General features: G+C 74.1%; 19 protein-coding genes. 15 read left to right on the forward strand and 4 right to left on the reverse strand.

All coding sequences use genetic code 11. The features are described 5' to 3' along the window. Positions 1 to 100 precede the first annotated feature (100 nt). The 11 genes from bioB (at position 101) to mug (ending at position 10583) form a co-directional block, all read left to right on the forward strand. Positions 101 to 1345: a biotin synthase BioB gene (gene bioB, locus DEJ43_RS04110; RefSeq protein WP_041662080.1), complete on the forward strand. Its 1245-nt coding sequence runs from the start codon at positions 101 to 103 to the stop codon at positions 1343 to 1345. A gap of 4 nt (positions 1346 to 1349) precedes the next feature. Beyond that, positions 1350 to 2630: an adenosylmethionine--8-amino-7-oxononanoate transaminase gene (locus DEJ43_RS04115; protein ID WP_015032051.1), complete on the forward strand. Its 1281-nt coding sequence runs from the start codon at positions 1350 to 1352 to the stop codon at positions 2628 to 2630. A gap of 80 nt (positions 2631 to 2710) precedes the next feature. Continuing rightward, complete coding sequence (bioD, locus tag DEJ43_RS04120) at positions 2711 to 3445, forward strand: dethiobiotin synthase (protein ID WP_015032052.1); 735 nt, start codon at positions 2711 to 2713, stop codon at positions 3443 to 3445. Positions 3446 to 3483: 38 nt separating this feature from the next. Then, positions 3484 to 3828 (forward strand): VOC family protein, encoded by a 345-nt coding sequence (locus DEJ43_RS04125; RefSeq protein ID WP_015032053.1) that lies wholly within the window; start codon positions 3484 to 3486, stop codon positions 3826 to 3828. 33 nt (positions 3829 to 3861) lie between these two features. Continuing rightward, on the forward strand, positions 3862 to 4527 hold the full coding sequence (locus tag DEJ43_RS04130; RefSeq protein WP_015032054.1) for a class I SAM-dependent methyltransferase: 666 nt from the start codon (positions 3862 to 3864) through the stop codon (positions 4525 to 4527). A gap of 65 nt (positions 4528 to 4592) precedes the next feature. Next, the gene (locus tag DEJ43_RS04135; protein WP_015032055.1) at positions 4593 to 5054 is read left to right on the forward strand and encodes a GNAT family N-acetyltransferase; all 462 of its coding nucleotides are present in this window, start codon (positions 4593 to 4595) and stop codon (positions 5052 to 5054) included. Positions 5055 to 5238: 184 nt separating this feature from the next. Then, positions 5239 to 6582 (forward strand): hemolysin family protein, encoded by a 1344-nt coding sequence (locus DEJ43_RS04140; RefSeq protein WP_015032056.1) that lies wholly within the window; start codon positions 5239 to 5241, stop codon positions 6580 to 6582. Next, positions 6579 to 7598, forward strand: a complete 1020-nt coding sequence (locus tag DEJ43_RS04145) for a hemolysin family protein (protein ID WP_015032057.1) — start codon at positions 6579 to 6581, stop codon at positions 7596 to 7598. Before DEJ43_RS04140 ends, DEJ43_RS04145 begins: the two co-directional genes overlap by 4 nt. A 90-nt stretch (positions 7599 to 7688) precedes the next feature. Continuing rightward, positions 7689 to 8471, forward strand: coding sequence for an SGNH/GDSL hydrolase family protein (locus DEJ43_RS04150; protein ID WP_041662082.1), 783 nt, complete (start codon positions 7689 to 7691; stop codon positions 8469 to 8471). A gap of 109 nt (positions 8472 to 8580) precedes the next feature. Beyond that, positions 8581 to 10023 (forward strand): adenylosuccinate lyase, encoded by a 1443-nt coding sequence (purB, locus tag DEJ43_RS04155; protein WP_041662084.1) that lies wholly within the window; start codon positions 8581 to 8583, stop codon positions 10021 to 10023. A gap of 62 nt (positions 10024 to 10085) precedes the next feature. Beyond that, on the forward strand, positions 10086 to 10583 hold the full coding sequence (gene mug / locus DEJ43_RS04160) for a G/U mismatch-specific DNA glycosylase (RefSeq protein ID WP_015032060.1): 498 nt from the start codon (positions 10086 to 10088) through the stop codon (positions 10581 to 10583). A 16-nt stretch (positions 10584 to 10599) separates the two neighbouring features. Here mug and DEJ43_RS04165 read toward each other — a convergent pair whose 3' ends face one another. After that, the gene (locus tag DEJ43_RS04165; RefSeq protein ID WP_015032061.1) at positions 10600 to 11010 is read right to left on the reverse strand and encodes a hypothetical protein; all 411 of its coding nucleotides are present in this window, start codon (positions 11008 to 11010) and stop codon (positions 10600 to 10602) included. Positions 11011 to 11186: 176 nt separating this feature from the next. On the opposite strand from DEJ43_RS04165, the gene DEJ43_RS04170 reads away from it, so the two are divergent. Beyond that, entirely contained in the window at positions 11187 to 12344 is a 1158-nt protein-coding gene (locus tag DEJ43_RS04170) for an ROK family transcriptional regulator (protein ID WP_015032062.1), read from the forward strand. 46 nt (positions 12345 to 12390) lie between these two features. On the opposite strand, the gene DEJ43_RS04175 is transcribed toward DEJ43_RS04170, so the two are convergent. Together DEJ43_RS04175 and sigJ are read right to left on the reverse strand one after the other, a co-directional pair. Further along, the gene (locus DEJ43_RS04175; protein WP_015032063.1) at positions 12391 to 13131 is read right to left on the reverse strand and encodes a GntR family transcriptional regulator; all 741 of its coding nucleotides are present in this window, start codon (positions 13129 to 13131) and stop codon (positions 12391 to 12393) included. Positions 13132 to 13418: 287 nt separating this feature from the next. Further along, positions 13419 to 14303, reverse strand: a complete 885-nt coding sequence (gene sigJ / locus DEJ43_RS04180; RefSeq protein ID WP_041663620.1) for an RNA polymerase sigma factor SigJ — start codon at positions 14301 to 14303, stop codon at positions 13419 to 13421. Between the two features lie 137 nt (positions 14304 to 14440). Here sigJ and DEJ43_RS04185 point away from each other — a divergent pair, with 137 nt between their 5' ends. Beyond that, positions 14441 to 15274, forward strand: coding sequence for an alpha/beta fold hydrolase (locus DEJ43_RS04185; protein ID WP_015032065.1), 834 nt, complete (start codon positions 14441 to 14443; stop codon positions 15272 to 15274). A gap of 933 nt (positions 15275 to 16207) precedes the next feature. On the opposite strand, the gene DEJ43_RS04195 is transcribed toward DEJ43_RS04185, so the two are convergent. After that, on the reverse strand, positions 16208 to 17206 hold the full coding sequence (locus DEJ43_RS04195; protein WP_015032067.1) for a helix-turn-helix domain-containing protein: 999 nt from the start codon (positions 17204 to 17206) through the stop codon (positions 16208 to 16210). 108 nt (positions 17207 to 17314) lie between these two features. Here DEJ43_RS04195 and DEJ43_RS04200 point away from each other — a divergent pair, with 108 nt between their 5' ends. Then, positions 17315 to 18346, forward strand: a complete 1032-nt coding sequence (locus DEJ43_RS04200) for a saccharopine dehydrogenase family protein (RefSeq protein WP_015032068.1) — start codon at positions 17315 to 17317, stop codon at positions 18344 to 18346. 196 nt (positions 18347 to 18542) lie between these two features. Continuing rightward, on the forward strand, positions 18543 to 20204 hold the full coding sequence (locus DEJ43_RS04210; protein ID WP_015032069.1) for an aminotransferase-like domain-containing protein: 1662 nt from the start codon (positions 18543 to 18545) through the stop codon (positions 20202 to 20204). Positions 20205 to 20270: the final 66 nt, after the last annotated feature.

Below are 20270 nucleotides of genomic sequence, written 5' to 3' on the forward strand. Positions count from 1 at the left end.
ATGCCGAGGTCGGGATGTGGTCATCCACACACCTCTCGCGGGGCCGTTTGTTCGGATCCTCCTTGGCCCGGGGGTGGGAGGTAAGCAAGGATCAGCTGTTATGGACCTGCTGAACACGCTGGTGGAGAAGGGGCTGCGGCGCGAGCTGCCGACCCGTGAAGAAGCGCTCGCCGTCCTGGCGACCTCCGACGACGAACTGCTCGATGTGGTGGCGGCGGCCGGAAAGGTGCGCCGTCAGTGGTTCGGGCGGCGGGTGAAGCTCAACTACCTGGTGAACCTGAAGTCGGGGCTGTGCCCCGAGGACTGCTCGTACTGCTCGCAGCGCCTCGGCTCCAAGGCCGAGATCCTCAAGTACACCTGGCTGAAGCCGGACGAGGCCTCGCAGGCCGCCGCCGCGGGCGTCGCGGGCGGGGCGAAGCGCGTCTGCCTGGTGGCGAGCGGCCGCGGTCCGACGGACCGCGACGTGGAGCGGGTCGGCAGGACGATCGAGGCCATCAAGGAGCAGAACGAGGGCGTCGAGGTGTGCGCCTGCCTCGGTCTGCTCTCCGACGGGCAGGCGGAGCGGCTGCGGGAGGCCGGCGCCGACGCGTACAACCACAACCTGAACACCTCCGAGGCCACCTACGAGGGCATCACCAAGACCCACACGTACGCGGACCGGGTGGACACCGTGCAGAAGGCGCACGCCGCCGGTCTGTCGGCCTGCTCGGGTCTGATCGCGGGCATGGGCGAGACCGACGAGGACCTGGTCGACGTCGTCTACGCGCTGCGCGAGCTCGACTCGGACTCGGTGCCGGTCAACTTCCTCATCCCGTTCGAGGGCACCCCGCTCGCCAAGGAGTGGAACCTCACCCCGCAGCGCTGCCTGCGGATCCTCGCGATGGTGCGGTTCGTCTGCCCCGACGTCGAGGTGCGGATCGCGGGCGGCCGTGAGGTGCACCTGCGCTCGATGCAGCCGCTCGCGCTGAACATCGCGAACTCGATCTTCCTCGGCGACTATCTGACCAGCGAGGGCCAGGCCGGACAGGCCGACCTCGACATGATCGCCGACGCGGGCTTCGAGGTGGAGGGCGCGGGCACCACGACGCTCCCGAAGCACCGTGCGGACGCGCTCGCCGCGGCGGGCGGGGGCTGCGGTTCCCAGGCGTCGGCGGGCTGCGGTGCGCACGACGCGGCGGAGGACGGCGCGGGCTGCGGCTCGCACGCGGGCGGCTGCGGCCCCTGCGGCGGTCACGCGGTGCCCGAGCCCGCCGAGCCGGCCGACGCGGCCGCGAACCAGGCGCGGACCGACCTGGTCGCCGTGCGTCGCCGGGGCGCCGGCACGGACCTCGCCCCGAACGCGTAACGCCGTGCGCAACGACGAACTCATCGCCCTCGACCGGGCCCACGTCTGGCATCCGTACGGCCCCATGCCGGGCCGTACGGACCCGCTGGTCGTGGAGTCCGCCTCCGGCGTACGACTGCGGCTCGCCGAACCCGCCGAGGGCCGGACCGAGTTGATCGACGGCATGTCCTCCTGGTGGTCGGCGGTCCACGGCTACAACCACCCGGTGCTCAACGACGCCGTGCGCGGCCAGCTCGACCGGATGAGCCACGTCATGTTCGGCGGGCTCACCCACGAGCCGGCCGTCCGGCTCGCCGCGCGGCTCGTGGAGATCACCCCCGAGCCGCTGCGGCACGTCTTCCTCAGCGACTCGGGCTCCGTGTCCGTCGAGGTGGCGGTCAAGATGTGCCTGCAGTACTGGCGTTCGCTCGGGCGCCCGGAGAAGCAGCGCCTCTTCACCTGGCGCGGCGGCTACCACGGGGACACCTGGCAGCCGATGTCCGTGTGCGACCCCGACGGCGGGATGCACGAACTGTGGCAGGGCGTGCTGCAGCCGCAGGTCTTCGTGGACGCCCCGCCGGCCACGTACGAGGAGTCGTACGCCGAGCTGCTGCGGACCGAGATCGGGAAGCACGCGCACACCCTGGCCGCGGTCGTCGTGGAGCCGGTGGTGCAGGGCGCGGGCGGGATGCGCTTCCACGACCCGGCGTATCTGCGGGTGCTGCGCGAGGCCTGCGACGCGCACGACGTGCTGCTCGTGTTCGACGAGATCGCCACCGGATTCGGGCGTACGGGCACGCTGTTCGCCGCCGACCAGGTGGCGGTCTCCCCCGATGTGATGTGCCTGGGCAAGGCGCTGACCGGCGGCTATCTGTCGATGGCGGCGACGCTCTGCACGAGCAGGGTCGCCGACGGCATCTCCCAGGGCGAGGTCCCGGTGCTCGCGCACGGGCCGACGTTCATGGGGAACCCGCTGGCGTCGGCGGTGGCCTGCGCCTCGCTCGACCTGCTGCTCGGGCAGGACTGGCAGACCGAGGTCAAGCGGATCGAGACCGGACTGCGGGAGGGGCTCGCCCCGGCCGCGGCCCTGCCCGGGGTCCGCGAGGCGCGGGTCCTCGGCGCGATCGGCGTCGTCCAGCTCGACCACCCGGTCGACATGGCGGCGGCGACCCGCGCGGCGGTCCGCGAGGGCGTGTGGCTGCGCCCGTTCCGCGACCTCATCTACACGATGCCGCCCTACGTGACGAGCGACGACGACCTGGCCCGCATCTGTACGGCGGTGACCGCCGCCGCGGCGGCGGGCTGAGCCGTGCCGCCCGCCCGGAACGGCGCCCTCGCGGGCGCCGCCACCCCCGTCGCCCGCTCCGCGAGAGAAGGACACCCCTCATGACCGTCATCGTCGTCAGCGGCACCGGCACCGAGATCGGCAAAACGGTCGTCACGGCGGCCGTCGCCGCCGTCGCCACCGCCGCCGGCCGTTCCGTCGCCGTCCTCAAGCCCGCCCAGACCGGTGTCGGGCCCGACGAGCGCGGGGACGCGGACGAGGTCGTCCGGCTCTCCGGCGCCGCCGGCTCCGCCGAACTGGGCCGGTTCCCCGAACCGCTGGCGCCGGGCACCGCGGCGCGGCGGGCCGGGATGGCGCCGGTCGGCCCCGCCGAGGTCGCCGAGGCCGCCCGGAAGCTGGCCGCCGAGCACGACCTGGTCCTGGTGGAGGGGGCGGGCGGACTGCTCGTCCGCTTCGACGAGGAGGGCGGCACGCTCGCCGACGCGGCGGCCCTGCTCGGCGCACCCGTCCTGGTGGTGACGCCCGCCGGGCTCGGGACGCTCAACTCGGCGACGCTCACGGCGGAGGCGCTGCGGGCCCGCGGGATCGAGCAGCTCGGTGTGGTCGTCGGCAGCTGGCCCGACGCGCCGGACCTGGCGATGCGCTGCAACCTGGCGGATCTGCCGGAGTCGGCGGGCGCGCCGCTGCTCGGAGCCGTGCCGGAGGGTTCGGGACGGCTCGACCCCGCGGAGTTCCGGGCGGCGGCGGGCGGCTGGCTCGCGCCCGCGCTCGGCGGCACGTGGGACGCGGAGGCGTTCCGGGAGCGGTTCGCGGAGCCGTTTCCGGGGGCCTCCTGACGAGGGACACGCGGGCTCCGACTCCGTAGGCTGGAGTCATGCGCGCTCACGTTCAGGAGATCGTCTTCGACTGTGCCGATCCGGCCGCGCTCGTCCGCTTCTGGGCCGGGCTGCTCGGCGGTGCTCCGGTCGACCGGAGCGCCGACTGGTCGTACGTGGACCCGCCGGAGTTCGTCCGGCTCGCCTTCCAGCGGGTGCCGGAGGGCAAGACGGTGAAGAACCGGGTCCACCTCGACCTGGAGGTCGAGGACCCGGACCTGGCCGCCGACGAGGCGCTGCCCCTGGGCGCGGCGCGCGTCGGCGGCCCGGTCACGGACGAGCAGGGCGCCTTCCAGGTCATGCGGGACCCGGAGGGCAACGAGTTCTGCTTCGTGACGGGCTGACGAAGCCCAGACGACCGGGCTGAGGAGGCCCCGATGACACCGTCCCGCCGCCCGGAAGCCCCGGCGTCCCGTGTCCACCATCCGCTGTTCGCCCGCTTCTACGCCCGGTGCAGCGTCTCCGCCGACACCAAGGCCGGACTCGGGGACCTGCGGCGGGAGCTGCTGGCCGGGGTCTCCGGCCGGGTGATCGAGATCGGTGCCGGGAACGGGCTGAACTTCGCGCACTACCCGGCCGGGGTCACCGAGGTGGTGGCCCTCGAACCGGAGTCCCGGCTGCGCCGGCTGGCCCGGGAGGCCGCGGTCCGCGCCCCCGTCCCGGTGACCGTGCTGCCGGACACCGCCGAGGCGCTGCCGCTGGAGGACGCCTCCTTCGACGCGGCGGTGGCCTCGCTCGTCCTCTGTACGGTACGGAACCTCCCGCAGGCCCTCGACGAGCTGCACCGGGTGCTGCGCCCGGGTGGCGAGCTGCGCTTCTTCGAGCACGGCCTGGCCGACACGCCCGGGCTCGCGCGGGTGCAGCGGGGTCTCGACCGGACGGTCTGGCCGGTGCTCTTCGGTGGCTGCCACACCGCGCGTTCGCCGCTGGCGGCGATCGAGGCGGCCGGTTTCGCCCTGGGCCCGTACCGGGCGTTCGACGTGCCGGAGAAGGGCCCGCGGCTGCCGTCGTCGCCGTGCGTCCTGGGCGTGGCGCGGCGGTGACCGGCCCCGTCCCGCGGACCGGAACTCCCTCGCACCGGCCCGGCGTCCCGTGATGGGATCCGGCCATGACCGATCTTCAGATACGTGCCGCCACCCCCGCCGACGCCGAGGCCGTGCTGGCCTTCTGGAAGGAGTCCGCCGAGGGCACGTCCATCTCGGACGACGTCCACGGCGTGACGCGGCTCGTGGAGCGCGACCCCGAGGCGCTGCTCCTCGCCGAGGCCGACGGGCTGATCGTCGGGTCCGTGATCGCGGGCTGGGACGGCTGGCGGGCCCATCTGTACCGGCTTGCCGTGCTCCCGTCGTACCGCCGCCGGGGCATCTCCACGGCGCTCCTGCGCGCGGCGGAGGACCGTTTCCGCACGCTCGGCGGACGGCGGGCGGACGCCATGGTGCTCGAGGCGAACGAGACCGGGCAGGGGCTGTGGACGGCCGCCGGGTACGGGCGGGAGGACCACTGGCGCCGCTGGGTGAAGCCGCTCACCGACCAGGGCGCCGGCGCCCCGCGGCCGCACGGCCAGGGGTGATCACCCGCCCGCTTTGCCGATCCTTTACCATGGTTGCTCGTCCCCATCACCCGACGACCGAAAGGTGTGAGCGTCCGCCCATGGGCGAGCCTCCCAGTAGCACTGGTTCCGACCGCACACGCTTCGCCGCACGACATCGAGCGAGCCTCCCCTCCCTGACTGATCATGGGACGGAGGTGAACCGATGACCGAAGTGCTTCTGCTCCTCCTGGCGCTCCTCCTCTCCGTCGCGTGCGGTGCCTTCGTCGCGGCCGAGTTCTCGCTGACCACCGTCGAGCGCGGCGAGCTCGAAGCGGCCGCCGGGCGCGGCGAGCGCGGAGCCGCCGGGGCGCTCAAGGCCGTCAGGTCGCTGACCTTCCAGCTCTCCGGCGCCCAGCTGGGCATCACCGTCACCAACCTGGTCGTCGGCATGCTGTCCGAGCCCTCGATCGCCAAGCTGATCCGCGGCCCGGTCGAGGACCTCGGCCTCTCCCCCTCGGTCGCCTCCTCGGTGGCGCTCGTCATCGGCACCGCCCTGTCCACCGTCGTCCTGATGGTGGTCGGCGAGCTGGTCCCCAAGAACTGGGCGATCTCCTCGCCGCTCGCGGTCGCGAAGGTGGTCGCCACCCCGCAGCGGATCTTCACGGCCGCCTTCAAGCCGCTGATCAGCCACCTCAACAACACCGCCAACCGCATCCTGCGCCGGCTCGGGATGGAGCCGACCGAGGAGCTGGCCTCCGCCCGCTCCCCGCAGGAGCTGGTGGCGCTCGCCCGGCACTCCGCCAAGGAGGGCGCCCTGGAGGCGGACACGGCCGAGCTGTTCGTCCGCACCCTCAACCTGGCGGAACTGACCGCCGAGAACGTGATGACGCCCCGCGTCCAGGTCACCGCCCTCGAGGTGCAGGCCACCGCGGAGGACGTCGCCAACGCGACCCGCGCGACCGGCCTGTCCCGCTTCCCCGTCTACCGGGGCAGCCTGGACGCGGTCGTCGGCATCGCCCACATCAAGGACGTCCTGGCCATACCGGCCGAGGAGCGGCCGCACCGCCGGATCGGCGAGCTGCTGCGCGAGCCGCTGCTCGTGCCCGAGACGCTGACCGTGGACCGGCTGCTCGACCGCCTCTCCGGGAAGCAGACGATGGCCGTCGTCATCGACGAGTACGGCGGCACCGCGGGCGTCGCCACCCTGGAGGACATCGTCGAGGAGGTCGTCGGCGAGGTCCGTGACGAGCACGACCCGCACGAGACGCCGGACCTGGCCCCGGCGGGCGAGGACGCGGACGGGCGCGAGCTCTGGTCCGCCGACGGCGCGGCCCGCACCGACCAGGTGGGGGCGATCGGCCTCCGCGTTCCGGACGGCCCGTACGAGACGCTCGCGGGCGTCATCGCCCACGAGCTGGGCCGCATCCCGGCCGCCGGCGACACCGTGGAGCTGGCCGGCTGGCGGCTCGACGTCGTCGACGCCTCGGGCCGGCGCGCCGCCCGCGTGCTGATGCACGCCCCGGTCGCCCACCACGCCGAGGACGAGTCCGGGGAGGCCGGCCGATGATCGTCATCCAGTTGCTGATCGGCTTCCTCACCCTGGTCGTGAACGCCTTCTTCGTCGGCGCCGAGTTCGCCCTGATCTCGGTCCGCCGCAGTCAGATCGAACCGCAGGCCGAGGCCGGGAACCGGCGGGCACGCAGCGTCATCTGGGGCCTGGAGCACGTCTCCGCGCTCCTCGCCGCCGCGCAGCTCGGCATCACGCTCTGCACCCTGGTGCTGGGCATCGTCGCCGAGCCGGCCATCGCGCACCTGCTGGAGCCGGTGTTCGACGCGGTCGGCGTGCCGCACGGCCTGGTGCACCCGATCTCGTTCGTGATCGCGCTGTCCGTGGCCACCTATCTCCACATGCTGCTCGGCGAGATGGTGCCGAAGAACATCGCGCTCGCCGAGCCGACGCGCACGGCCCTGCTGCTCGGCCCGCCGCTGGTGACGCTCGCCCGGGCGCTGCGGCCGGTGATCTTCGCGATCAACGCCTTCGCCAACGCGCTGCTCAAGCTGTTGCGGGTGGAGACCAAGGACGAGGTCGCGGCGACCTTCTCGGACGACGAGCTGGCCCGGATGGTGACCGACGCGGGCGACGCCGGACTCCTGGACGACCGGGCCGCCGAGCGGCTGCACGACGCCCTCGAGCTGGGCCGCCGTCCCGTACGGGACGTCGTGATGCCGGCGGAGAAGGTGGTGTACGCGCGGATCGGCACGACGGCCGAGGAGCTGGAGGCGCTGTCGGCGCGGACGGGTTACTCGCGTTTCCCGGTGGTCGACGAGGAGCGCCGGATCCTGGGCTATCTGCACGTCAAGGACGCCCTGGACGTCTCCCCGCGCGACGAGCCGTTCCCGGTGTCCGCGCTGCGGCCGATCGCCCGGGTCCGCGCGGCGACGCCGCTGGACGACGTCCTGACGGCGATGCGCCGCAGCCGGACGCATCTGGCGGCGGTGCTCGACGAGGACGGCAAGCCGGCCGGGCTCGTCACGATGGAGGACGTCCTGCGGGAGCTGGTGGGCCGCCCGGCGGCGCCGTAGCGAAGCGATCCGCGCGTGGAGGGCCCCCGGGATTCCGGGGGCCCTTCCGGCGGGCACGCCGCGCATACCGCGCGGTATGATCTCTCCGCCATGGAGATCAATGCCACGTACAACAGTTTCGTCGCCCTCGGCGACAGCTTCACCGAAGGGATGTCGGACCTGCGGCCCGACGGCTCCTACCGGGGCTGGGCCGACATCCTCGCGGACCGCCTCGCCGCCCGGACCCCCGGCTTCCGGTACGCCAACCTCGCCGTACGCGGCAAACTGATCGGCCAGATCGTCGAGGAGCAGGTCGAGACCGCCGCCGCCATGAAGGCGGACGTCGTGACGCTCGTCGGCGGGCTCAACGACACCCTGCGGCCCAAGGTCGACATGGGGAGGGTGCGCGGACTGCTCACCGAGGCCGTCGAGACCCTCGCGCCCTCCTGCGGGCAGCTCGTCCTGATGCGCAGCCCCGGCCGGAACGGGCCCGTCCTCGAACGCTTCCGCCCCCGGATGGAGGAGCTCTTCGCCCACGTCGACGAGCTCGCCGCCCGGCACGGAGCCCTGGTCGTCGACCTGTACGGCGCCCCGTCGCTCGCCGACCCCCGGATGTGGGACGTGGACCGGCTCCACCTCACCGCCGACGGGCACCGGCGGGTCGCCGAGGCCGTGTGGCAGACGCTCGGCCTGGCGCCCGAGGCGGACTGGCGCACGCCCCTGGACCCCACCCCGCGCCCGGGCTGGGCGAGCCGCCGGGCGGCTGACGCCCGGTTCGCCAGGGAGCACCTCGGACCGTGGATCGGGCGGCGCCTGACCGGCCGCTCCTCGGGCGACGGCCGCCCGCCCAAGCGCCCCGAGCTGCTGCCGTACGAGCCGACGACGGAGCCGTAGACCGCCGGGGACACGGTGTGGGAGCGGCGGCCGTGAGCTGCGTCTCGTAGCAAGCTCCACATGGGACCCTGGCGCTGGCCTGCAGAAATCGCCAGTAAACTCTGTCCACGTGACTGCTGTGACTGCGAAGCCCCGCATCCCCAACGTTCTGGCCGGCCGCTACGCCTCCGCGGAGCTCGCCGTCCTCTGGTCCCCCGAGCAGAAGGTCAAGCTGGAGCGTCAGCTCTGGCTCGCCGTGCTGCGTGCGCAGAAGGACCTCGGGATCGAGGTTCCGGACGCCGCCCTCGCCGACTACGAGCGCGTGCTCGACCAGGTCGACCTCGGCTCCATCGCCGAGCGCGAGAAGGTCACCCGGCACGACGTGAAGGCCCGGATCGAGGAGTTCAACGCCCTCGCCGGTCACGAGCACGTCCACAAGGGCATGACCTCGCGCGACCTCACCGAGAACGTCGAGCAGCTGCAGATCCGGCTCTCCCTCGAGCTGATGCGGGACCGTACGGTCGCCGTCCTCGGCCGCCTCGGCAAGCTGTCCGCCGAGTACGCCGAGCTGGTCATGGCCGGCCGCTCGCACAACGTCGCCGCCCAGGCGACCACCCTCGGCAAGCGCTTCGCGACGGCCGCCGACGAGCTGCTCGTGGCCTACGCCCGCCTGGAGGAGCTGCTCGGCCGCTACCCGCTGCGCGGCATCAAGGGCCCGGTCGGCACCGCCCAGGACATGCTGGACCTGCTCGGCGGCGACGCCGGCAAGCTGGCCGACCTGGAGCGGCGGATCGCCGGTCACCTCGGCTTCGCGCACGCCTTCACCTCGGTCGGGCAGGTCTACCCCCGCTCGCTCGACTACGACGTCGTCACCTCGCTGGTGCAGCTGGCCGCCGCGCCGTCGTCGATCGCCAAGACGATCCGCCTGATGGCGGGGCACGAGCTGGTCACCGAGGGCTTCAAGCCCGGCCAGGTCGGCTCCTCGGCGATGCCGCACAAGATGAACACCCGCTCCTGCGAGCGCGTCAACGGCCTCATGGTCATCCTGCGCGGCTACGCGTCGATGACCGGCGAGCTGGCCGGCGACCAGTGGAACGAGGGCGACGTGTCCTGCTCCGTGGTCCGCCGGGTCGCCCTGCCCGACGCGTTCTTCGCGCTGGACGGTCTCCTGGAGACCTTCCTCACCGTGCTCGACGAGTTCGGCGCCTTCCCGGCCGTCGTCGCCCGCGAGCTCGACCGCTACCTGCCGTTCCTGGCGACCACCAAGGTCCTCATGGGCGCGGTGCGCGCCGGGGTCGGCCGCGAGGTCGCCCACGAGGCCATCAAGGAGAACGCCGTGGCCTCCGCCCTCGCCATGCGCGAGCAGGGCACCGTGCAGAACGAGCTCCTCGACAAGCTGGCCGCCGACGAGCGCATCCCGCTGGACCGGGCGCAGCTCGACGAGCTGATGGCGGACAAGCTGTCCTTCACCGGCGCCGCCGCCGACCAGGTCGCCTCGGTGGTCTCCCGCATCGAGGAGATCCTCAAGCAGCACCCGGAGGCCGCCGCCTACGCCCCCGGGGCGATCCTCTGACCGGGAGCCCCCGGTTCACCAAGGAGCAGCTGGAGGCCGCCCGTGACCGCGTCGTTCCCGACGTGGTGGCGGGCGGCCTCTCGGTACTGTTCTGCGGGATCAACCCGGGCCTCATGACGGCGGCGACCGGCCATCATTTCGCCCGCCCCGGCAACCGCTTCTGGCCGGTGCTCCACCTGTCCGGCTTCACCCCGAGGCTGCTGCGGCCGGACGAGCAGGAGGAGCTCCTGACGTACGGGCTCGGGATCACGAACGTCGTGGCGCGGCCGACCGCGCGGGCCGACGAGCTGACCGCCGAGGAGTACCGGGAGGGCGGCCGGATCCTGGTCGGGAAGGTGGAGCTGCTGAAGCCGCGCTGGCTCGCGGTCGTCGGTGTCACCGCGTACCGCACGGCGTTCGGCGAGCCGAGGGCCGCGATCGGGCCGCAGGAGCGCGTCATCGGATCCACCCGGGTCTGGGCGCTGCCCAACCCGAGCGGGCTGAACGCGCACTGGACGGCGGCGACGATGGCCGAGGAGTACGCCCGGCTGCGGGAGGCCGCTCAGGTCCCCGAGGTGTGAGGACGCCGGGTCCCTCTCAGCGCGGCGGGTCGATCGTCGTGACGACGGCGAGCAGCTGGAACGGCAGCTCCTTGTCCCACTGGGAGACGCCGAGGCCGATCCACCGCCCGTCGACCCGCCACAGGCGCAGGTCCGGGGTGTGAGAGCTGAGCGTGGACCAGGGCTCGGGTATCGACTCGCCCGCCATGCTCCGCTCCAGGACGGGCCAGAGGTCGAGCTCGGTGGGCGCGCCCCAGCGCCCGGTGAGCAGGGCGGTGAGTCCGTCCCGTTCCGCTTCGTACTGCTCCTCGACGATCGGGCGGCGGGTGCCGTCGTCCTCCCAGAACTCCTCGCTCGTGGCGAGTTCCAGCAGGTGGAAGTCGGGTCCGCCGTCGAATCCCCGGGACCTCGCTAAGTCGATCGCCGCCAGGTGCGCTGCCGTGGTCATGAGCCCAGTAAAGCGCCCGCCACTGACAGTTGGCGGCGCGTCAGGAACGGGCGGACCGTCCGCGGGGGTGCCGGGCCGCGGGCGCACTCCGCTGCGTGCCGGGGGCGGCACTCGCCGCGACCGGGCCCATTGAGTACCATCCGCCGAAAGAGGCGCACGAGCTGGGAGGACACACTGTGGGGCGGCTGACCGGCGGGGATCCGTCTCTGCTGCGGCGGATCAACTCCGCGGTGGTACTCCATGCACTGCGGGGCGCGGACGCGCCCACGCTCACGGATCTCACCCGGATCACGGGCCTCTCCCGGCCCACGGTCGAGGGCGTCGTCGAAGGCCTCATGGAGGGCGGTCTCGTCGTCGAGGCGGCCCCGGAGGAGGGCGAGGCCCGGCGCCAGGGGCGCCCGGCCCGGAGGTTCCGCTTCCGCGCCGAGGCGGGTCATCTGCTGGGGATCGAGATCGGGCCGCACCGTGTGGCCGCGCTGCTCTCCGGTCTGGACGGGCGGATCATCGGGGCCGGCTCGCGCGAGGTGTCGGAGACGGCGAGCGAGGACGAGCGCCTGGACCGGGTCCGTACGGTCGTGGCCGACGTGCTGCGCAGGGCCGGGGTCGCCCGGTCCAATCTGCGGGCGGTCGGCGTCGGCACCCCGGGCATCGTGGAGGCCGACGGCACCGTCCGCCTCGGTACGGCCCTGCCGGGCTGGACCGGCCTCGCGCTGGGTGAGCGGCTGCGGCGCTCCTTCAAGTGCCCGGTGATCGTGGAGAACGACGCGAACGCGGCGGCCGTCGCCGAGCACTGGAAGGGTGCCGCGACGGACTCCGACGACATCGTCTTCGTGCTCGCCGGGCTGAGCCCGGGCGCGGGTTCGCTGATCGGCGGCCGGCTGCACCGGGGCTTCGGCGGGGCGGCCGGGGAGATCGGCGCCCTGCACCTGCTCGGCCGTGGGGTGACTCCCGAGCATCTGCTGTCGACCACGGACGAGCCGCTGCACCCGCTGGACGAGCAGGCGGTCGCCGAGGTGTTCGCGCTGGCCCGCAAGGGCGACGCGCGGGCGGAGGCGGCGGTGGAGCGGTTCATCCAGCGGCTGGTGCACGACGTGGCGGCGCTGGTCCTCGCGATCGACCCGGAGCTGGTGGTCGTCGGCGGGTGGGCGGCGGGTCTGGACGGCGTCCTGCAGCCGCTCCGGGAGGAGCTTGCCCGGTTCTGCCTGCGGCCGCCGCGTGTGGTGCTGTCGCTGCTCGGCGAGGCGGCGGTGGGGACGGGCGCGCTGCGGCTCGCCCTGGACCACGTCGAGGAGCAGCTGTTCGCGGTCGACGGCACGGTGACGGCCCGCCGCTAGCGCCCCGAGGGGTGTGCGACGGGCCGGCGGGTGCGGATGGTGCGGGTTACGAGGCCATGACCAGGTCGACCGAGTCGCCGAAGGTGAGGCGGCAGGTGTCGGCGCGGTAGGTGGCCACGGAGACGGCGGCGGTACGCCCTCCGGAGAGGTAGCGGGTCGTCACGACGAGGACGGGCGAGCCGGGCAGCCGGTCGAGCTCCTTGGCGTCGTCGGCGCGGGCGGAGCCCAGCTCCACGGCGCGGTCCTGGCCGTCGAGGGCGAGGTGCTGGAGCTCGCGCAGCACGGCGCGGGCGCGGGCGGGTCCTGCGGGCGCGTCGATGGCACTGAGGCCGGGGACGGAGCCGGCGGGCACGTACAGCAGCTCGGCCGCGACGGGCTGGCCCTGGCTGACGCGGAGGCGGCGGACGATGTGGACCCGCTCCTCGGCGCCGCTCTCCAGGACGCGCGCGACGGCGGCCGGGGCCACGTCGGTGGCGGAGTCGAGCGACTGCCAGGCCTCGTCGCCGACACCCGGCCAGGCGTGCTGGGTGGTGGAGACGTCGACGCCGACGCGCGGCGGGGCGACGGTGGTGCCGACGCCGCGGCGGCGCTGCAGGCGTCCTTCCAGCTCCAGCTGCTCCAGGGCCTGGCGGAGCGTGGCGCGGGCGACGCCGAAGCGTGCCGCGAGCTCGCGCTCGTTGGGCAGGATCTCTCCGACCGCGAAGTCCGAGTCGAGCGCTTCGCCGATCACTGTCTTGAGGTGCTGGTACTTCGGTTCCGGTACCGATGCCAGCTGCGTGGTCCCCACCCTGATCCTCCGCAATTCGCCGTGTCCCGCGGCGTTTTTCCGCGCCCTTGTTTATTAAAGGTTCCTGCACTAACTCTGCGACCATAAGGCGAGCCACCCCCTTGGTCAAGACCAATCCTCCGCCGAACGCCCCCGAATGTGACCCTCTGACCTAGATCGTTCACAGGACGTTCGCACCTTCGTGAGCCCCGCGCAGCACAACACCCCGCCTCCCGGGCGGGAGGCGGGGTGTGTTCCGGCCGAACGGCGTGATCAGGCCGTTTCTTCGTGCGGGGCGCTGCGGAGGGTCAGAGTCCGGCGAGTCCGCGGAGCTTGTCGGGGTTGCGGATGATGTAGACGCACTGGACGCGTCCGTCGAGCACCTCGATCTGGATGAGCGTGTCGGGCACTCCGCCGTCGAGGGCCAGGACGGCCGGGCCGCCGTTGATCTCGAGGAAGCGCAGTTCGAACCGCTCCTCCGCCTGGAACGAGGTGGCGGCCAGGAAGCGGCCCACCTTGTCCGCGCTCTTGATGATCACGCGCGGCGTCTTGGCCTTGCCGCCGCTGTCGCCGACCAGACGCGCGTCCGGGGCGAGCAGCGCGAGCAGTCCGCCGAGGTCACCGCCGGCGGCGGCGGTCAGGAACCGCTCGGTGAGGTCGCGCCGCTCGGTCGGATCGACGTCGTAGCGCGGCTTGCCCTCGTCGACGTGACGGCGGGCGCGCCCGGCGAGCTGGCGGACGGCGGCCTCGGAGCGGTCCAGGACGGTGGCGATCTCGCCGTACGGGAAGCCGAAGGCCTCGCGCAGCACGAAGACGGCCCGCTCCAGCGGGGAGAGTGATTCGAGGACGACGAGGACCGCGAGCGAGACGGAGTCGGCGAGCAGGGCACGCTCGACCGTGTCGGGGGTGGTCGGGCCGAAGTCGGTGACGACGGGTTCGGGCAGCCACGGGCCCACGTAGGACTCGCGGCGCGCCTGGGCCTGGCGGAGCCGGTCCAGGGCGAGCCGGGTGGTGATCCGTACGAGGAAGGCGCGCGGCTCGCGGACCTCGGAGCGGTCCTCGGCGGTCCAGCGCAGCCAGGCCTCCTGGACGACGTCCTCGGCGTCGGCGGCGCGGCCGAGCATCCGGTAGGCGACGCCGAGCAGCATCGGCCGGTGTTCCTCGAAACGGTCGGTCAGGGTGTCGGTCGGAATGTCGGTGGGCACCCGTCCATCCCAGCCGACGCGGGTCACCCTGTCCAGTTCCGGAAAGGGTCTTGAACTCCACACTACCGGTCGGTAATGCTCACGGGGCAGGGACAACTGAGGCAGCTTCAGGACAGGGAGTCCGCATGCCCGAACGGATCGCGCTCACCATCGACACCCCGGCGGGCGCCCGCACCGCGTCCCTCACGTACGAACGCCGGGGCGCGGGCGAACCGCTGCTGCTCCTGCACGGCATCGGGCACCACTGGCAGGCCTGGGAGCCCGTCCTCGACATCCTCGCCACCGAGCGGGACGTGATCGCCGTCGACCTGCCCGGCTTCGGCGCCTCCGACGAGCTGCCCGACGGCTGCCCGTACGACCTGTCCACCGTCGGGAGCGTGCTCGGCGCCTTCTGCGAGGCCCTCGGCGTCGAACGCCCGCACGTCGCGGGGAACTCGCTCGGCGGACTGCTCGCCCTCCAGCTCGGCCTGGAAAAGGCGGTGCGCTCGGTCACCGCCCTCTCCCCCGCCGGCTTCTGGTCCGAGGGCGAGCGGAGGTACGCCTTCACGACGCTGCGCGCGATGCGGGGCGCGGCCCGGTCGATGCCCCTGCCGGTGATCGGCCTGCTCTCCCGTACGCCCGCCGGGCGCGCCGTGCTCACCAGCAGCATCTACGCGCGCCCCGGGCGCCGTTCACCCGAGGCCGTCCACGCCGAGACGCTCGCGCTGCGCGGCGCCACCGGCTTCCGGCAGACCCTGGCCGCCGGCGGGAACGTACGGTTCCGCGACGACGTCTCCGACGTGCCGGTCACCGTGGCCTGGGGCACCCGCGACCGGCTGCTGCTCCCCCGGCAGGGCGTCCGCGCCAAGCACACCATCCCCGGCGCCCGGCTCGTGCGGCTCCCCGGCTGCGGCCACGTGCCCATGAGCGACGACCCGGCTCTCGTCGCGCGCGTCGTCCTGGACGGCAGCCGGGACTGACCCCGGACGGCTCCGCCGGGCGAAGAGGCCGGTGCCCACCGCGGCGCCGGCCCCCACGAGCAGGCTGCCGGCCGCCTGCGGGAGGCCGAAGGCGGCGTCCGCGACGAGGACGGCGCTCAGCGCGGCGGCGACCGGGATCGCCCCGGTGAAGAGGGTGGCCCGCTCCATGCCCACCCGCTGGACGCCCATGTAGAACAGGACGAAGCCGACGACCGTGGCCAGGGCCGCCTGCCAGATCAGCGCGCCGGTCTCCACCGCCGTCGGCATTCGGACGACCCCCGCGCCGTCCACCACCAGGCCCACGAGCGCCGCCTCGGCCGCACCCACCCCGCAGACGGCGGCCGTGAGCAGCTTCGGCCCGAGCAGCCGCAGCACCGGGACGGCCAGCACCGTGAAGCCCACCTCGCCCGCGAGGGCCGCCGCCGACCAGCCGATGCCGGCCAGGTCCGTACGCCCCCAGCCCTGCACGGTGAAGGCGCCCGCGGCGACGAGCAGCGCCCCGTACAGCACGGCGGGAGCGGGCCTGCGGCCCTCGGTCAGCGGGACGAGGACGGCGACGACGACCGGGGCGCAGCCGACCAGGACGCCGGGCACGGCGGGCTCCGCGGTCCGCTCGGCGGCGAGGACCGCGAGGTTGAAGCCGACCATGCCGACGCCCGCGAGGGCGGCGAGCCGCACCCAGTGACGGGCGGTCAGGGTCCGCAGCGGGGCGAGCCCGCCGCGGCCGAGCAGCGGGAGGAGCAGCAGACAGGCGGCGCCGTAGCGCAGCGCCTGGCCACCGGCGTACGGGTAGGAGCCGAGCAGGCTGTTCGCGGTGAAGGAGGCACCGACGAGGGCGTAGGCGAGGGTCACGAGCAGGACCCCGCGCAGGGCGTTCGCGTTCATGACTCCGACGCTAGGAAGTCGCGCGGCCCCTGTGGAGGTCCACTTCGCTCACGCCATCGGGGACCACTTCGGCTCGCCCGGGGCGGCGCGGGCGCGGGCCCGGAAGGTGCGGCGGTAGGCGTCCGGGGGGACGCCCACGGTGCGGTTGAAGTGCCGGCGCAGGGTCGTGGCGGTGCCCATGCCGGTGGCCGTCGCGATGCCCTCGACGCTGTCGTCGGTGGCCTCCAACAGCTCCTGAGCGTGCCGGATCCGCTGGGTCAGGAGCCATTGCAGCGGGGTCGTCCCGGTCAGCGACCTGAAGTGGCGGCCCAGGTTGCGCGAGCTCATCCGCGCCCGGCGGGCCAGGTCCTCCACGGTCAGGGGCTGGTCGAGCCTTTCCATCACCCACGGGAGCAGGTCGCCGAGCGGGTGGTCGTCCCGGGCGGGCACCGGCGTGGTGACGAACTGGGCCTGGCCGCCCGCGCGGTGCGGCGGTACGACGAGGCCGCGGGCCACGGTGTTGGCGACCGCCGAGCCGTGGTCGAGGCGGACCATGTGCAGGCACAGGTCCATCGCGGCGGCCTTGCCCGCGGAGGTCAGCACCCGGCCGTCGTCCACGTAGAGCACGTCCGGGTCGACCTCCACCCGGGGGTGGCGGGCGGCCAGTTCCTCGGTGTGGGCCCAGTGGGTGGTCGCGCGTCTGCCGTCGAGGAGGCCGGCGGCGGCGAGCACGAACGCGCCCGTGCAGAGCGAGGCGACCCGCGCGCCCGCCTCGTGGGCCGCGCGCACCGCGTCGACCAGCTCGGCGGGCGGGGCCTCGTCGGCGTCGGCGAGGGCGGGCACGATCACCGTATCGGCGCGGGCCAACAGGTCGAATCCGCCGTCCGGTTCGACGAGGAAGCGGCCGACCCGCACCACCTCGGGGCCGCAGAGGACGAGGTCGTACCAGGGGCCGGTCACGGCGGCCGGGGCGGGGCCGAAGACCTCGGAGGCCACGGACAGTTCGAAGTGGCGCATCCCCTCGGTGACGGCCAGCGCGACGGAGTTCACGTCCGTAATTGTACGCATGATGTCGTTCCGGACACTCGTGCGGGAGGCCCCGCGGCGCCAGGATCGTCACCGGAGATCAGCACGGGAGACCGGTCCGACGGACCGGTACGAGAGCAGGGAGAAGTCATGGAGACGGGGCTCACGGTCGCGGTGTTCGGCGGCTACGGACACACCGGACGGTTCGTGGTGGCGGAGCTGCTCGACCGCGGATTCGTCCCGGTCGCCTCAGGTCGCGACGCGGACAAGCTGCGGACCCTCGCCGAGACCTTCCCGGGGCTCGACGTCCGCCCCGCGTCGGTCGACGACCCGGCCTCGCTCGACCGGGCCCTGGCCGGCGCCGCCGCCGTGATCAACTGCGCCGGGCCGTTCGCGGTGACCGGCGCGCCCGTCATCGGGGCGGCGCTGCGCGCCGGGATCCCGTACGTCGACGTGGCGGCCGAGATCGAGGCCAACGCCGACACCTTCGAACGGTTCGCGGACCGCGCCCGCGCCGCCGGGACGGTCATCCTCCCCGCGATGGCCTTCTACGGCGGGCTCGGCGACCTGCTGGCCACCACCGCGATGGGCGACTGGACGAAGGCCGACGAGGCGCACGTCGCGTACGGGCTGAGCAGCTGGCACCCCACGGCCGGGACCCTCGCCGCGGGCAAGGTCTCCCGGGAGCGGCGGGGCGGGCGCCACGTCCGCTACACCGGCGGCCGGCTGGAGTACCACGACGACGCCTTCGCGGTCGTCCCGTGGCCGTTCCCCGAGCCGATGGGCACCCGGCCGGTCATCGGCGAGTTCACGATGGCCGACGTCGTGACCGTACCGAGCCATCTGGACGTGCCCGAGGTCCGCACGTACATGGCCGTGGACGCGGCCCAGGACCTGTCGGCCCCGGACGCCCCGGCACCGACCGCCGTCGACGAGCGCGGCCGGTCCGCGCAGACCTTCCTGGTGGACGTCGTCGTCCGCTCCGGCGGCGCGGAGCGACGCGCCGTCGCGACCGGCCGGGACATCTACGCCGTCAGCGCCCCGCTCGCGGTGGAGGCGGTCCACCGCGTGCTCACCGGCCGCACCCGGACGACGGGCGTCGCCTCGGCCGGCGCCCTCTTCGACGCACCGGACTTCCTCCGGTCCCTGTCGGCGCACCTCACGGTCGAGGTGCGGGGGTAGCGGTCGGGGCTCGGTCCGGGGACGCCGTGGGCGGCAGGCCGCGGGTTCCCCCGGTCCGGGCGCCGGTGAGTACGGCGCCGGTCAGACGGGCCCCACGGAGGTCCGCGTAGCCGCCGGCGGGGGTGCCTCGGCATCATGGGCACCGGCCGGGCGGATCGGGGAACCCGGCGCGGGACGGGGAGAAGGGTCACGGGGAATGAGCAGCCACGGACAGGCGGCCTGGGAGCTGCTCCTGCCTGCCGTCGGTGCCCCGGCGCGGCGGCGCGGCCGGGCGCTCCAGGAGGCACTGCGCGAGGGGGTGCGCTCGGGACGGCTGGCGGCCGGTACCCGGATGCCGTCCACACGCGCGCTCGCGGCGGACCTCGGGGTCTCCCGTGGCCTGGTCACGGAGGCGTACGAGCAGCTCACCGCCGAGGGATACCTACGGAGCGACCGGGGCGCGGGCACCTGGGTGGGCGACGCGGTGAGGGGACGGTTCGCGGACGGCGGTGACGACCGCGACGGCGGGGGTGGGGCCTCACGCGGGCGGGGGGACGCCGCGGATGGTCGCGGGGGCGGGGCGGCCGCGCCCGCGCGTGGGGAAGTTGACGGTGCCCGGGGCGGAGGTACGGCCGCCGCACGCGGGCGTGGTGACGCCGTGGATGGTCGCGGCGGCGGGACGGCCGCACGCGCGCGGGGGGACGTCCACGGCGTCGGAGGGGCCGCCGCCTCGCGCGGGCGGGTCGGCGCCCGTCGGCCGACGGGCGGGACGGTGGTGGATTTTCGGCCGGGGACTCCCGATCTGTCGCTCTTCCCGCGGGCCGCGTGGTCGGCGGCGCACCGGGCCGTCCTCGCGCGGCTGCCGCATCCGGAGCTGGGGTACCCGGACCCGCGCGGGCTGCCCGAGCTGCGCGCGGCGCTGGCCGCGATGCTGACCCGGCGGCGGGGGGTCGTGGCCGAACCGGAGCGGCTCGTGGTGTGCTCGGGGGTGGCGCAGGCGTCGTCGCTGCTCGGATTCGTCCTGCGGGCGCGGGGGTTCGACACGGTCGGCGTCGAGGACCCGGGCAGCCCCGAGCACGCGCGGCTGTTCGCCTCGACCGGTCTGGGGACCGTGTGGCTGCCGCTGGACGAGGAGGGGCTGCGGCCGGAGCCGCTCGCCGCCTCCGGGGTGCGCGCGGTGGTGGTGACGCCCTCGCACCAGTTCCCGTCCGGGATCAGCTGGTCGGCGGAGCGCCGGGCGGCGCTCCTCGACCGGGTGCGGGCCGTCGACGGTTACGTCCTGGAGGACGACTACGACGGGGACTTCCGGTACGACCGGGCGCCGGTGGGCGCCCTCCAGGGCCTGGACCCGGAGCGGGTCGTCTACGCGGGTTCGGTCAGCAAGTCCCTGGCGCCGGGTCTGCGGCTGGGCTGGATGCTGGTGCCCGGGGCGCTGCTGGATGAGGTCGTCGAGCGCAAGCGGACGATGGACCTCGGCAATCCGGTACTCGACCAGGCGGTGCTCGCGGAGTTCGTGACGCGGGGCGGGTACGACCGGCAGTTGCGCCGCTGCCAGCGGGCCTACCGGGAGCGGCGGGACGTCCTCCTCGCCGCGCTCGCGGAGCACCTGCCGGGGACGGGGGTGAGCGGGATCGCTGCCGGACTCCACGTCATCGCGCGCGTACCGAAGGATTTCGGCCCGCCGGAACGGTTCCTGGCGCGGGCGGCGGGGGCCGGGGTCGCGCTGCGCCCCCTGGAGGAGTACGGCACGGCGCGGCCCGCGGACGGGGACGTACGGCTCGTGATCGGCTACGCGCATCTGGCGCCGTCGGCGCTGACGGCCGGGATACGCCGGCTGGCGGCGGCGGTCGGCGGAAGCGACGGCAACGGCGGCGGGTGATCTGTTCACGCGGGGTTCGTGTGGGCGCCGCTCCCGGCCGTTAGGCATGGGGCGACGCACCGCCCC

Origin of the sequence: Streptomyces venezuelae ATCC 10712 (assembly GCF_008639165.1) — a bacterium.
GTDB lineage: Bacteria > Actinomycetota > Actinomycetes > Streptomycetales > Streptomycetaceae > Streptomyces > Streptomyces venezuelae.

Bases quoted from the DNA above. Each gene is read 5' to 3' on its own strand.
- DEJ43_RS04145 (WP_015032057.1), top strand. From the start codon at position 6,579: ATGATCGTCATCCAGTTGCTGATCGGCTTCCTCACCCTGGTCGTGAAC.
- DEJ43_RS04195 (WP_015032067.1), bottom strand. From the start codon at position 17,206: ATGCGTACAATTACGGACGTGAACTCCGTCGCGCTGGCCGTCACCGAG.
- DEJ43_RS04150 (WP_041662082.1), top strand. From the start codon at position 7,689: ATGGAGATCAATGCCACGTACAACAGTTTCGTCGCCCTCGGCGACAGC.
- DEJ43_RS04200 (WP_015032068.1), top strand. From the start codon at position 17,315: ATGGAGACGGGGCTCACGGTCGCGGTGTTCGGCGGCTACGGACACACC.
- bioD (WP_015032052.1), top strand. From the start codon at position 2,711: ATGACCGTCATCGTCGTCAGCGGCACCGGCACCGAGATCGGCAAAACG.
- DEJ43_RS04165 (WP_015032061.1), bottom strand. From the start codon at position 11,010: ATGACCACGGCAGCGCACCTGGCGGCGATCGACTTAGCGAGGTCCCGG.
- DEJ43_RS04135 (WP_015032055.1), top strand. From the start codon at position 4,593: ATGACCGATCTTCAGATACGTGCCGCCACCCCCGCCGACGCCGAGGCC.
- DEJ43_RS04130 (WP_015032054.1), top strand. From the start codon at position 3,862: ATGACACCGTCCCGCCGCCCGGAAGCCCCGGCGTCCCGTGTCCACCAT.
- DEJ43_RS04125 (WP_015032053.1), top strand. From the start codon at position 3,484: ATGCGCGCTCACGTTCAGGAGATCGTCTTCGACTGTGCCGATCCGGCC.
- bioB (WP_041662080.1), top strand. From the start codon at position 101: ATGGACCTGCTGAACACGCTGGTGGAGAAGGGGCTGCGGCGCGAGCTG.
- DEJ43_RS04185 (WP_015032065.1), top strand. From the start codon at position 14,441: ATGCCCGAACGGATCGCGCTCACCATCGACACCCCGGCGGGCGCCCGC.
- DEJ43_RS04210 (WP_015032069.1), top strand. From the start codon at position 18,543: ATGAGCAGCCACGGACAGGCGGCCTGGGAGCTGCTCCTGCCTGCCGTC.
- DEJ43_RS04140 (WP_015032056.1), top strand. From the start codon at position 5,239: ATGACCGAAGTGCTTCTGCTCCTCCTGGCGCTCCTCCTCTCCGTCGCG.